The sequence below is a fragment of the Pseudomonas sp. NBRC 111119 genome, from assembly GCF_001320125.1.
GTDB lineage: Bacteria > Pseudomonadota > Gammaproteobacteria > Pseudomonadales > Pseudomonadaceae > Aquipseudomonas > Aquipseudomonas parafulva.
In genome coordinates, this window is record NZ_BCAV01000023.1 from 57,870 (window position 1) to 71,439 (window position 13,570).

8 protein-coding genes are annotated in these 13,570 nt (G+C 63.7%); 2 read left to right on the forward strand and 6 right to left on the reverse strand.

Annotated elements, in window-relative coordinates; translation table 11 throughout:
* Positions 1-40: 40 nt before the first annotated feature.
* Both APH25_RS10445 and nhaA read right to left on the reverse strand, forming a co-directional pair.
* Positions 41-898: an SDR family oxidoreductase gene (locus APH25_RS10445; RefSeq protein ID WP_028634281.1), complete on the reverse strand. Its 858-nt coding sequence runs from the start codon at positions 896-898 to the stop codon at positions 41-43.
* 159 nt (positions 899-1,057) lie between these two features.
* Positions 1,058-2,389, reverse strand: coding sequence for a Na+/H+ antiporter NhaA (nhaA, locus tag APH25_RS10450; RefSeq protein WP_060481848.1), 1,332 nt, complete (start codon positions 2,387-2,389; stop codon positions 1,058-1,060).
* Between the two features lie 215 nt (positions 2,390-2,604).
* Here nhaA and APH25_RS10455 point away from each other — a divergent pair, with 215 nt between their 5' ends.
* The gene (locus APH25_RS10455) at positions 2,605-6,936 is read left to right on the forward strand and encodes an NEL-type E3 ubiquitin ligase domain-containing protein (RefSeq protein ID WP_177331167.1); all 4,332 of its coding nucleotides are present in this window, start codon (positions 2,605-2,607) and stop codon (positions 6,934-6,936) included.
* 14 nt (positions 6,937-6,950) lie between these two features.
* On the opposite strand, the gene APH25_RS10460 is transcribed toward APH25_RS10455, so the two are convergent.
* The 4 genes from APH25_RS10460 to APH25_RS10470 form a co-directional block, all read right to left on the reverse strand.
* Positions 6,951-9,143 carry a TonB-dependent siderophore receptor gene (locus tag APH25_RS10460; protein WP_256217504.1) on the reverse strand — a complete coding sequence of 731 codons (2,193 nt, stop codon included), beginning with the start codon at positions 9,141-9,143 and terminating at the stop codon, positions 6,951-6,953.
* Between the two features lie 9 nt (positions 9,144-9,152).
* Positions 9,153-9,380: a hypothetical protein gene (locus APH25_RS25900; protein ID WP_256217505.1), complete on the reverse strand. Its 228-nt coding sequence runs from the start codon at positions 9,378-9,380 to the stop codon at positions 9,153-9,155.
* A 104-nt stretch (positions 9,381-9,484) separates the two neighbouring features.
* Positions 9,485-10,423 (reverse strand): FecR domain-containing protein, encoded by a 939-nt coding sequence (locus APH25_RS10465; RefSeq protein WP_060481850.1) that lies wholly within the window; start codon positions 10,421-10,423, stop codon positions 9,485-9,487.
* Positions 10,416-10,871 carry a sigma-70 family RNA polymerase sigma factor gene (locus APH25_RS10470; protein WP_256217506.1) on the reverse strand — a complete coding sequence of 152 codons (456 nt, stop codon included), beginning with the start codon at positions 10,869-10,871 and terminating at the stop codon, positions 10,416-10,418. The genes APH25_RS10465 and APH25_RS10470 overlap by 8 nt, the downstream gene beginning before the upstream one ends.
* A gap of 221 nt (positions 10,872-11,092) precedes the next feature.
* Between APH25_RS10470 and APH25_RS10475 the strand changes: the two genes are divergently transcribed.
* Positions 11,093-13,447 (forward strand): FdhF/YdeP family oxidoreductase, encoded by a 2,355-nt coding sequence (locus APH25_RS10475; protein WP_060481851.1) that lies wholly within the window; start codon positions 11,093-11,095, stop codon positions 13,445-13,447.
* Positions 13,448-13,570: the final 123 nt, after the last annotated feature.

The window sequence follows — 13,570 nt, forward strand, 5'->3', positions numbered from 1 at the left end:
GCGTGTGCAGGCAAGCCATTCCGGCTTGCCTGACGTCGCTTTACAGGATTGGCTTGCCGCCAGTGACGGCATAGCGCGAGCCGCTGATGTAGCTGGCCTCGTCAGACCCCAGGAGGACGTAGATAGGGGCCACCTCCACCGGCTGGCCCGGGCGACCCATGGGGTAGCCAGAGCCGAAGTTTCGAACGGCCTCATCAGGCATGGTGGCGGGGATGAGGGGTGTCCAGATCGGGCCCGGTGCCACGCTGTTCACCCTCACGCCGCGCTTGGCGAGCGATTGCGCAAGGCCTGCCGTGAAGTTGGCGATGGCGCCTTTGGTGGCGGCATAGGCCAGCAGCGATGAAGACGGGTCGTCCGAGTTGACCGAGCTGGTGTTGATGATCGAACTGCCCTTGGGCATCGATGGCAGGGCGGCCTTGCAGATGCGGAAAATCGCGGTGATGTTGGTGTCGAAGGTTTTTACCCATTCATCATCGTCGATGTCTTCGAAGGCCTCGTGGGCCATCTGGAACGCTGCGTTGTTCACCAGGATGTCAATGCGCCCGAACTGGGCGACGGTTTGCTCGACGATAGCCCGGCATTGCTGCTTCTGGGCCAGGTCGCCGGGTAGCAGCAGGCACTTGCGCCCGGCTTCTTCCACCCAGCGGGCGGTTTCCTTGGCGTCTTCGTGTTCGTCCAGGTAGGAAATGGCCACGTCGGCACCTTCGCGCGCATAGGCAATGGCCACTGCACGGCCAATGCCGCTGTCGCCGCCGGTGATCAGCGCTTTTTTGCCCTCCAGCCGGTTATGGCCTTTGTAGCTATGCTCGCCGCAATCGGGTACAGGCTCCATCTTGCGCTGGGAACCTGGCACGGCCTGGGGCTGGGATGGGAAGGGCGGGGTAGGGTATTCGCGCATGGTAGAAGCTCCTGCAGTTGAGAATGCTCATACCTGTTCGAATGGGTAGCGCCGGTTGCGTTGAGTCTGATTGGGCTTGGCACGACGAGCGGCGCAGGGGCGGGTTGCCTGCAGGGCAGTGAAACCCGCTGCGCCGTGGCGCAGCGGTCACGTCACTGGTCAGGCCTTGCGTACCCTCAATACTCCCCACACCAGCCCCAGTACCGCGGCGATGACGGAGGCTGAGAGCACACCCAGTTTCGCCGCCCCGAGCGTTGCCGGGTCGATGAAGGCGAGGTTGGCGATGAAGATCGACATGGTGAACCCGATGCCGGCCAGCAGGCCGATCAAGGTGATGCCGCTCCAGGTGACGCCTGCGGGCAGCGAGCACAACCCCAAGCGCACCATCAGCCAGCTGACACTGATGATGCCGACGGGCTTGCCCACTACCAACGCCAGCATTACCGCCAGCATCACCCCGTGAGGCGCCTGGGCACCCAAGTCTACGCCCCCCACGCTCACCCCGGCATTGGCCAGTGCAAACACCGGCATTATCGCGTAGGCCACCCACGGGTGCAGGGCGCTTTGCACGCGAACCACAGGCGGCAGCAGTTCACGTTGCGCCAGGCGCAGGTGCTTCAGCGGGCTGAGCAAGTCGCCAGGGGCCTGGCCGGCGTTGCGGGCGCGGCCCACCAGCTCCTGGGTGAAGCGGGTCACTGCTTCGAGTGGCGTTTCGCGCATGGGGCGGGCAGTGACCGGGGTCATCAGGCCCAGCACCACGCCGGCGAGCGTCGGGTGGGCACCGGTCATCAGCACACCCACCCAGGTAATGGCGCCCGGGATGACATAGGCGTAGGCGGAGCCGACACCAATGCGCTGCAGCCCTACCACCAGCGCAAGGCCCAGGGCGGCGACCGCGAAACCGCTGTAGTCCAGCCCACCGGAATAGAACACGGCGATGATCAGCACGGCGATGATGTCATCGATGATCGCCAGGGCCAGCAGGAAAACCCGCACGTTGGACGGGATCGACTTGCCGAGCAAGGCCAGTACCCCAACGGCGAATGCGATGTCGGTGGCGGTCGGTACCGCCCAGCCCCGCTGCTCGTCAGCTGCGTGGCCAAAGCCCAGGTAAACCAGTGCCGGCACGGCCACCCCGCCAATGGCGGCAACCATCGGCAAGGTTGCCTGGCGCAGGTTGGCCAAGGCGCCTTCATGGATCTCGCGGCGGATCTCCATGCCGACCACCAGGAAGAAAATGGTCATCAGCCCATCGTTTACCCAAAAGTGCAGCGGTTGGGCGTACACCAGCGAACCTACACCCAGGGTTATCGGGGTGTGCCACAGGGCTTCGTAACTGGCAGCAGCAGGTGAGTTGGCCCAGACAAGGGCGGCGATGGCAGCGATCAGCAGGACGACGCCACTGACCGCCTCGATGTGAAGGAAGTGCTCGAAACGGGCGAGGGCACGTTCGGCCAATTGCTGGGCTCGGGGCAGTTGGGTGTTATGCATAGGCGCAGGAACTCCCGCATGGCGGCCCGACCTGCGTAGTTTTTTAACCTGCATCACTGCACCACGCAGCTAGCACCCAGGCGCGATTGTAGCGGATGTGGGGATAACAGGGGAGGCTAAGCTTGCAAGGTATTTCTGATGCAAGCGTAGATAGATACCGCTGCACCGGCGTGTGATCCAGGCTCCATGAGGGTTTCGCCATGACGGAGCTCACCATGGATACACTTCCTTTTGCAGATACATCTGTCGATACCTTCATTGCCAGCCGCTTGCCAGCGTGGCTGACCAACGCTACTGCCGAGCAGTTGACGGCGCTGCAACAGGCGCTTGCCGAGCAGCAGCGTGCACGCGAGGCCGTTCAGGCGTTGCTGCGCCAAATTCAGCCGCTGGACACCTTCGCCAGTACGCTCCTCAGCGAGGCGCTGGCCAGAAAAGTGCAGCCGCCGCTGGACGTTCGCCTCGCCACCCTACGCCGCGCCGTGCATATCCGTTACCCCTCCAGCGTAGGCTTGGCGCCCGACGGCATTGTCCCCGTTACCTTCGAGCAGAGTTTGCTCGCCTGCGCACTGCACAATTTCACCTTGCATGAAACTGCCGAAACAGCCTGGCTGCAGAACTCGACGTTGCTCGACGCACAGGCCCAGCCGGTCGCCTGGCGGCCCCGGGCATTCGCCGGCCTGTGCCGGTCACTGGATATAGGGGGCGCCTACCAGCAGCATCTCAAGCAGGTGTTGCTGGCGGACAACACCCGCCGTCACCAAACCGAGGCGGTGCTGGAGGAGGGTTGGCGCGCCCGGCTGGTAGCCGCCGCGCACATGGCTTGCGCTCAAGGCGACCTGGATGCGCGAGCAGTTGCGCTTGTGACGAACGCCGTACGTGCATCCATTGACTCGGCAGGGTGGGCTGCCAACGATGTCCGTTTGCTTGGCCGCCAGATGTGCGGCCTGGTGGTGTTTGAGGAGCATGACGATGCCTCGACACTGCAGCGAATAGTTGCCTGGGTGCCGGATGATCCCGCGGGCGCGATGCGTACCTATGCCTCCTGGGCACAGTGGTTCAGTGCGTTGGGCGCACGCTTGCGCGACCCAGGTTACCGAAGGTTCTTCGAGCGCTTCATCAAGGAACAGGACCGCGTCCCTTTCAGCCAGGCGTTACAGCGTTTGCTGGGCACCGGAGGCGCGCAGGACGCCATCGAGCTTGATGGGCGCTGGCAGCGTATCGAGGGGCCATTGTGCGCCCACCTGCGCCAAGTGCAGGTAGACACACTGCTGGGGGATGCACAGGCACTGGCCGTACCTACCACCAAGGTCGACAGCGTGGAGCGCGACCGCCGCATGCACTGGCTAAAAGGGGTAGGGCTCGACGCGCTGGGGATCGCGAGCTTTTTCGTCCCGGGGCTGGCCTTGCCCTTGCTGGGGCTGACCGCAGTGCAGTTGGCGGACGAGGTGTACGAAGGCTACCAGGACTGGACGCTGGGCGACCGCGAGGCGGCCTTGGCGCACCTGATGGCAGTGGCCGAGAGCGTTGCGATGATGGCCGGCGGTGCGGCGGCCGAGGCAGTGGCCGTCAAGCTGGCGGCGCGGGTGGCTGCAGTGGACGATCTGGCCCCTGTGCGCCTCTGGAGCGGCGAACTGCGCCTGGCCCGCACCGACCTCCCGGGCTACGCAGAGCCAGAGCAGACGCTTGCGCATGGGCAGCGGGGCACGCTCCAGGGTCGGTTACATGTGTCTATCTCGAACAGGGCGTACCCGCTGGGTGACGACAACCACGTGCCGACGGTGATCCATCCGTCACGGCCCGACGCGCCGGCCATCACCCTGCACGATAACGGCGTGTCCGGCGTCCGGCATGGGTTGGAACGCCCCCAGGACTGGCAAGGGGCAGGCCTTTTGGTGCGGCGCCTGGGGTCCAACCTGGGGGCAGTGAGTGACGCGTTGGCCAAGCGGCTCTTGCGCACGGTGGCCATGAACGAAAACCAGGTGCGCCTGTTGCACCTCGATAACGCCCCCGCGCCTGCGCGGTTGTGTGATGCCGCTCAACGCCATGAGCTGCATGAGTGGTTCCCCAGGCTGCGCGGTGAGGCCTTCGAGGCCCACTGGCAGCACATGCAGGGCACCCCCAGCCGCGCCGCGCAGCCGTTGCATCGCGACTTTCCCACGCTGTCTACCAGGGCCGGGCGCGCGCTGGTGGAGCACGCCAGCGGCAGCCAACTGAGCCAACTACTGGAGCAGCAGCGGGTTCCGCTGGCCATGGCCGAGCAGGCGCGCTGGTTATTGCGTGACGCCCGGCTGGACAGGGCTTGTGCGGGCTTCGAGCAGCCGGCGGCAGTCACGACCGACACTGAGCAGCTGGCCCTGGGCCTGGTAGATGAACTGGCGCCATGGCCGGCTGGGGTACAGGTCCAGGTACGCGACGCTCGGCTGCAGGGTGATGTGCTTGCGCGGGTAGGCAGTACGACCGCCCTGGAAACGCGCTGCCTGATTCGCACTCCCCAGGGTTACCTGGCCACCGACAGCGAGGGTGTCGCTCGGCCCGGCGCGCTGGCGAGCGATGACCTGTTCCAGGCCTTGCTCTGGCACTTGGATGCTGAACAGCGTCAAGCTGTTGCGGGGGCTGACGCCTCATCTCGCGGCCTTGCCAGCGCCCTGGCGGACCGCGCAAGCGCCGACCGGGATCAGGCAGCCACCTTGTTGGCAATGGCGCCCGTTGCCGGAGGGGTACGCCCGCCCAGGCGGCTGGGCGATGGCCGCCTGGGTTACCCGCTCAGCGGGCGGGCGGAAGGCTCACGCCGCGCCTTGCTGCACGGTTACCAGCAGGTATTCCCGACGCTGAAGGATGTGGACGTTGAGGCCTACCTTGAAACCGTGCGGTTGCGCGGGGACACCCCTTGGGAACACCTGCGGCATCTGCATCAGTGCTTGCTGGACCTGAACGAAAGCCTGGCGGCCTGGCGGCGCGAGGCAACCGCAGCACCGCTGGCGGAGCGTCGTCGGCAGATTGCCCGGCGCATTCGCCACTGCTGGCGGCGCAAGCGCCCGGACGCTGACGGCCAGTACCGCCTGGTCATCGACAGCGAGCGCATCGACAGCTTGCCGGTGCTTCCCGAAGCGATCACCTTCGAGCACGTCAGCCAGGTGTCCATCCGGCGTGCCCACCTACACACCATCACCCCGGGTTTCTTGCAGCGCTTTACCCAGGTACAGGCCCTTGATCTGAGTGAAAACCTGCTGGGCGGTATTCCAGATGGCCTGCAGGCCTTGACCCAACTCACGACGTTGTCACTGGCCCGAAACCAGGTGGTGATCGATGAGGCTGGCCTGGCCAGGCTCGCCGCCTTACAGCGCCTGCGCACGCTCGACCTGTCGTACAACCCCATCGCACTTCTGCCCCCGCTTGGCAGCCTGCTCAACCTGCAGCGTCTGTCGCTGCGCAGCACTGGCCTGACCGAGTTGCCGGTCGAGGTCTACATGCACCCCACCCTTGAAGACATCGACCTGCGCGACAACCGTGTCGAGGACATGAGCCCGACCCTGGCCCATTCCCACAGGCGGCTTGCCGGCTTGAGCCTGCATGACAACGCCATCCCTGATGAAGCCCAGCAAACCCTGCGCGAAACGTTGGGGGCGCAAGGCACGGCCATGCTGCCTGTGCGCAGGCATGGGCCGGGGGGCCAGGAGTCGCTGGAGCGTTGGCTGGACGGCCTGGATGCCACTCAGCGTGGGGTTCGCGAAATGCACTGGGCCCAGTTGTCACAAGAACCCGGCAGTGATGACCTGATGCGCTTCATCCACGACCTGGGCCGTTCAGCGGATTACGAGTACCAGGGCATGGACTTGCGCAGACGCATCTGGGCGCTCATCGAAGCCTGCGTGGAAAACACCGAGGTGCGCCAGGCCATGTTCCAGCAGGCGGCAGGCCCCCGCACCTGCTCAGACCAGATGCTGTTGATACTGAGCCTGCTCGAAGTCCGTGCACTGGTGGTCACGCGTATCGCCGGTTTGGCAGCGTCCGACATCGGCCCGGCACTGGTGCAGCTTGGCCGTGAGCTGTATCGCCTCGACGAAGTCGACCGAGTGGCCAGCCAGCACATCGAGCAGGCCCGCGCTGCCAACCCGTATGGCCTGCACGATGAAGTGGAAGTCCACCTGGCCTACCGCGCAGCACTGGTCAGGCCACTGGGGCTTCCGGCGCAACCGCGCTACATGTATCACCGGTTGTTTTCCGATGTCAGCGAAGCCCAGTTGCAACAGGCGGCCAGCACCATCCTGTCGCAGGAAACCGACACCAAGGTCGCCCAGTCGCTGCTGGAGCGGCCTTTCTGGGTGGATTACCTGCACGCCACCTGCGCCAAACACTTCGAGGTGCTCAACCAGCCCTATCACGACCGCCTCGAAGCGCTGCTGGAGCAGACCCAGGCGTCGGCCGAAAAAACCACGCTCGACGCCATTGGTACGTTGGCAGAGGAACGTGCCAGGGCCGAGCGCAAGCTGATGTTGGGGCTGACCTTGCAGTGGGTGATGGGGCATCCCTGGGTCGGCTCTGCCTGAGCCCACGGCTTGGCTCAGTAGGTGTAGCGCAGGGTGGTCATGAAATTGCGCGGTGCACCGTAGATACCGCCAGCGGTAGTGGTGAGGTACTCCTTGTCGAACAGGTTGTTGATATTGACCGTGGCTGACAACGCCGGGGTGAACTGGTAGCGGGTCATCAGGTTGACGATCGCGTAGCTGCTCTGGGTAGTGGCGTAGCTCAGTGCATAGCCTGTCTCGCTCTGCCAGTTCACACCGCCGCCCACGGTCCATTTGTCCAGTTCGCCTGGCAGGCGATAGCTGGTGAACACCTTGACGCTGTTGCGCGGAATCTCGGTAACGATGCGCTCATCGTTCGAGTTGAAACTGACGTTGTACGAGTAGCCCCCCATGACCTGCCAGCCCTCGGCCAGTTCACCGTTGACCTCCAGCTCCACCCCCTCACTGGTGGTACCACTTTCAGCCCGATAGGCCTGGAAGCCGTTGGGCTGCAGCAAGCGGCCATCGGCCACCGCAAGGTTGTCCTGCTCGACGCGGAACACGGCCAGGCTGGCGTTCAGGCGCTTGTCGAAGAAGTCTGCCTTCAAGCCCACCTCGTAGCCGGTGCCCTCTTGGGGATCCAGGGGCGAGCCTTTGACATCGCGCACCTGGTTGCTCTGCGGGTTGAAGATGTGCGTGTAGCTGGCGTAGGCCGTCCAGGTGTCGTTCAGGTCGTAGACCAGCCCGGCATAGGGGATCACTACACCGTTCTCGGTGCGTTCGGTACGTTGGCGGGTGCCACTGTACAGTGCGCTCTTGTTTACCCGATTCCAGTCCACTACCCGCGCGCCGAGGATGAAGCTTGCGGCATCGCTCAGGTGCCAACGGGAGGTCAGGTACGCGGCGTACTGGGTTTCCGTCATGTCGGTGGTGCCGGCCTTGGTGAACACCGGCTTGGGAGAGCGGCCCTTCCAGGTGAAGATATTGTCGATGCTGTCGTCGTAGCCGGTGCGCGCACTCTGCCAGCCGCCGTAGTTGGAGGTGCCGCGCTCTTCGGTACGTGACAGGGTCACGCCGCCGATCAACTCATGTTCGCGCCCCAGGAACGGGAAGGCACCGGTCAGATAGGCGTCCAGGCTGTCCTGGGTGGGGGCGGCCTTCCAGCGGGTCGGGTTGATGGTGGCGCCACCGCCTGTGGTTGGGTCGATTTCACCGTCTACATAGGCAATGACGGTGTCATAGGCGTTGCGTGCATGGCTGTACTCCAACTTGCCGCTCCAGCCGTTTTCAAACTGATGCTCCACGGAGGTGAACAGGGTGCTTTGTTGGCGATCGTAATAGCTCCAGCTCGGCGCGGTATTGAACGAGCGGCTGAAGTGCGTTCGCCCGCCGTCCTCGGTGAACAACGGAAAGCCCGTACGAATGGGGGCATTGCTGTGGCTGACCTGGTGGCTGAAGCCCAGCGTCAGCAGCGTTGAATCGGTGACGTCCAGTTCGGTGATGCCATACAGCGTGGACAGTTCCTGGCTGAAGCGGTCGATCCAGGCATGCTGGTCCCTGTGGTCGGCAACCAGGCGCCCGCGCAGGGTGCCGGCATCGTTCAACGCGCCGCTCACATCCACGCCCAGACCGTAGCGGTCCCAACTGCCGGCTTCGGCAGACAGCTGTACCTGGGGATCAGTAGTGGGCCGCTTGCGGATCAGGTTGATGGTGGCTGACGGGTTGCCCATGCCGCTGATCAACCCGGTAGCGCCGCGTACGATTTCCACCCGGTCGTACATCGCGGTGTTCTGGGTGTAGTTGTCCATGTTGGCCGAGGTGGGGACGCCATCGATTTCGAAATTGCGGATGGCGAAGCCGCGGGACATGTAGACGGTGCTGTCCGCACCCAGGCTCTCCCTGATGACGGTAATGCCGGTAGTGGCATCGAGTGCGTCGGTGAGGGTATCGAGTTTCTGGTCTTCCATGCGCTGGCGGGTGAGTACGGTGATGGACTGGGGGGTCTCCTTGAGTGAAAGGTTCAGCCGTGTGGAGCTGCTGGACGATTCGGTCGTATACGAGCCGGAACCTTCGGTGACTGCCCCGGGAGCTTTACCGGAAATACTCAGTGCAGTCAGCTCGAGGGCGGTGTCACCGCCCTCGGCAAGGGGCATCAGCAAGTAGCCGCCGTTGTTGTCGCGCTGCACCTGCAGGCGGGTACCTTGCAGCAAGTGCGTAAGCCCCCCCTGGACGTCGTAGGCGCCTTGCAAGCCGCGAGACTACAGGCCATCCGTGTATTCGTTGATAAACGACAGGTTGATGCCAGCGCGGTGGGCGAATTGGGCCAGCACGCTGCCCAGTGGCCCTGCCGGGATGTCGAAGCGGGCTGTCTGCTCACTGGCCGACGCAGCAAGCGGCAACGCAGTGGCGGGGGCGACAATCAGGGTGAGCAATGCAAGAGGGATGGCCCTGGCCAAGGGGCTGGCGACGTTAAACGCGCGGCGCATCATGCGTATGTCCTTCATAAATGTGGGCAAAGGTGTGGCCGTACTCGCCGCTTCAATGCATGGCCGGGCGAGAATGAAAATCAGCAACCCTGTTGCTCAAATATTCAGGCCAGGTCAATCCAGGCCCAATACGGGGTCAGGTAGCGCACGCGGATGGGCAGGGCGCCCGCCAGGTTGCCCAACGCTGCATCGCTGTCGTCCAGACGCAATGTCGTGGTTATCCGCAGGCTTGCGGCTGAGGGGGCGCAGCCGAGATAGCCTGGCCGATAGCGGCGTAACTGCTCTACCACCTGGCCCAAAGGCCAGTCAAAGGCCACGAGCATGCCACGGGTCCATGCATCACTGGCCGCCGGTACCAGCAAGGCAGGGCCGCTACCTTTCCGATCAAAGGTCAGCTGATGACCGCTTTCCAGCTGTACTACCTGGGAAGGCGTGTCGAGCGGGCGTACCTCCACTGCGTGTTCGAACACCTGTACTGTGCTGTGGTCGTACTGGCGTGAGACGCTGAACCGGGTACCCAGCGCTCGCACGCTGCCATCGGCCGTGAGCACCAGCAATGGCCGGTGCGCCGCATCGGGTGCCGTTTCCAGCAGCAGTTCACCCTCGTGCAGGTACACCTTGCGCCAGTGCTCGGTGTAATCGATATCTACGGCGCTCTGGGCGTTGATCACCAGGCGGGTGCCATCGTGCAGCCGCAGGTCCTGTCGCTCGCCCTTGTTGGTACGGTACTGCGCCATGCGGGCGGGCAGCGGTCTGGCCATCAGCGCCCCGGTACCTGCTGCCCCAGCGGCCAGCAGCACACCGAGCAATTTCGCCACTTGCCTGCGCCTTGCCCTGATAGAGGCCAACGTAGGCAGGGCCACATCTGGAGTAAGGCCTGCGCATTGCTGATGCAACCTCTGGACCTGGGCCCAGGCCTGGCGGTGTCGCTCGCTAGCCGCCAGCCAGCGCTGCCACGCGGCGATGGTCGCCGTATCCCCGGGCATGTCTGTCATCTGCACGTACCAGGTGGCGGCTTGCTCCAGCTCGTCGCGCTCAAGCATCGTCGTAATGCTGAGCCAGCAGCATGCAGTGGGTCATGGCCCGGATCACGTGTTTTTTCACCGTCGTCACGGAAACGCCATGGCGCTCTCCCGCTGCGCCGTAAGTCAGCCCTTCGAGCTGAACGGCTAGAAAGATCGCACGGGTTCGCGCGCCCAGGCCATCGAGCATGGCATCCATTGCAGTAAGGGTTTCGATGACCAGCAGGCGTGTTTCCAGTGATGGGGTCTGCGGCTCTGGTAGTAGCGCCAGGGTTTCAAGGTAGGCTTGCTCCACCGCCCGGCGGCGAAAGCGGTCGATCATCAGCCCGCGCGCAATGGCGCTCAAGTAGGTTCTGGGTTCTCGGATATCCGGCACATTTCGCGCAGCCAGCACCCGCACGAACGTGTCCTGGGCGAGGTCGGCGGCATCGCTGGCATTTCCCAGACTCGCCCGCAGCCAGCCTTTCAACTAGCTATTGTGGGCCAGGTAGAGCTGATGCATTGAGGAAGAGGAGCTCACTGACATGGCAGAGGTTTTATGAGAATGATTCTCTGTAATGATGGCGAAATGTCCGCCGCAAAACAACCCTGCGCCGACCACGTGTTGCATCGCCAGACATCCTGCGGGTTTGAACTTTCGAAGCGTGGTCATTCTCGAAATATTCAGACATAACTTAACGCGAGGCGGCCATGTCGCTCATTCACCCTCAAGCGCGTTTCAAACCCTATGAAGATGCCGCAGGAGGGTGGGGATCAGCGCGATCGGTCATGGCCATCCTCTGGCGTGAACAGGTCATGGCTTCGGCGTCGCTTGCCCTGGTCAAACAGAACAAACCCAAAGGCTTTGCCTGTGTCAGCTGCGCCTGGGCAAAGCCCGGCGACCCCCATGCCCTTGAGTTCTGCGAGAACGGCGCGAAAGCGACCGCGTGGGAGATCACCCGCCACCGTACCGGCCCTGAGTTTTTTGCCAGCCACACGCTCGCCCAACTGCGAACGTGGAATGACCATGACCTCGAACGCCAGGGCCGGCTCACCCACCCCCTGCACTATGACCCGGTCACCGACCGCTACAAGGTCACCAGCTGGGAGCAGGCTTACCGCGAGATCGGTCAACAGCTGCGAGGGCTCACGCCTGACCAGGTGGTGTTCTATGCCTCAGGGCGGGCATCGCTGGAGGCGTCCTTCATGTACCAGTTGTTCGCCCGCGCCTACGGCACCAACAACCTTCCGGACAGTTCCAACATGTGCCATGAAAGCACGTCGGTGGGGCTGCAGGAGAGCATAGGCGTGCCAGTGGGGACGGTGACCCTCACGGACTTTGAACACACCGACTGTATCTTTTTCTTCGGCCAGAACGTGGGCAGCAATAGCCCGCGCATGCTGCACCCGCTGCAGGAGGCCCGTAAGCGCCATGTGCCGATCATTACCTTCAACCCGCTGCGCGAGCGTGGGCTTGAGCGCTTCGTCAACCCGCAGTCTCCCAGCGAGATGCTTGGGCCGCAGTCGACAGTCATCAGCACCCAGTACCATCAGGTGAAAATCGGCGGGGACCTGGCGGCGGTGACCGGCATCATCAAGGCGCTGCTGGCCATGGAGGAGGCGGCGCTCAAACAGGGCTTGCCGGGTGTGCTCGATCACGCATTCATCGAGGCGCATACCGAGGGTTTTGCGGCCCTTTGCCAGGCAGTGCAGGGCTACGACTGGGACTTGCTGGAGCGTCATTCAGGCATCGGCCGCGCTGCAATGGAAGCGGCGGCGACGGTGTACGCACGCAGTAATAACGTGATGATCGTCTACGGCATGGGCATGACCCAGCATCGCCACGGCGTCGACAATGTGCAAATGCTGGTCAATCTGCTGCTGCTACGGGGCAATATCGGCAAGCCGGGGGCAGGGATATGCCCGGTGCGGGGGCACTCCAACGTACAGGGGCAGCGCACGGTCGGTATTACGGAAGACCCGTCCAAAGTGCCCGCAGACAAGCTGCAGGCATTGTTTGGGGTGCAAGTGCCCCAGCAAAAGGGCATGGCGACGGTTGACTGCTGCGAGGCGCTGCTGGCCGGCCAAGTCAAGGCCTTCATCGGTCTTGGCGGCAACTTTCTGCGGGCCATCCCCGACACCCGGCGCATGGAGGCTGCATGGCAGCACCTGGCATTGAATGTACAGGTGGCCACCAAACTCAACCGCACCCACCTCTTGCCTGGCCAGCAGGGCTGGTTGCTACCTTGCCTTGGGCATATCGAGATCGACCGCCAGGAGGGCAGGGTACAGGCCTACAGCACCGAGGACAGCACCGGTGTGGTGCGGGGCTGGGAAGGCACCACTGAGCCTGCCAGCGAGCACTTGCGCTCTGAAGTTGCGATTATCGCAGGGCTGGCTGAGGCCACGCTAAGCGCAGATTACCGCATACCTTGGGACGAATGGCGGCACGACTATGCCCTGGTACGTACCGCCATCAGCCAGGTCTACCCGGAAATATTCCACGACATGGAAACCCGCATGTGGCAGCAGGGCGGCTTCCACCGCCCGTTACCGGCAGGTCAACGCCAGTGGAAGACCCCCTCTGGCAGGGCCCAGTTCGTGGCGCCGCAGCAACTGGAGGCCGATGAAGACGTGCAGGTCACCCCCCATGCGCACAATGTGCTGCAGTTGATGACGTTGCGCAGCAACGATCAGTTCAACACCACGGTGTACGGCTATGACGACCGCTTTCGCGGGGTGAAGGGCACCCGCAGCGTGCTGTTCATGAACCGCAGCGATTTGGTACGCCTGGGCTTCGCGCCGGGCGACTGGGTGCTGCTGCGCACCGCGGTCGAACCGCAGGTGCTGCGCGAGGCGGGCCCCTTGCAGATCATCGCCTACGACATACCTGAAGGGTGTGCCGGCGCCTACTACCCGGAATGCAACCCGTTGGTGCCGCTCTGGCACCACGCACAGCGGAGCAAGGTGCCCGCAGCCAAGTCGATACCCGTCACCTTGCACGCTAGCCAGCCGCTGGAAGGTACCCAGACCCAAACGATCCGTGTCACGGACCAAGTGGTGTGAAGACGGTGGGCAAGTGGGCGAAGCGTTCAGCTCCACTTGTCCGGATTTCCACAAGATGGCTGAACGCTATCGGCTCCCCGGCCCCTCAAAACTGCAAGGGTGACACCTTGCGGCGAGGGCTGC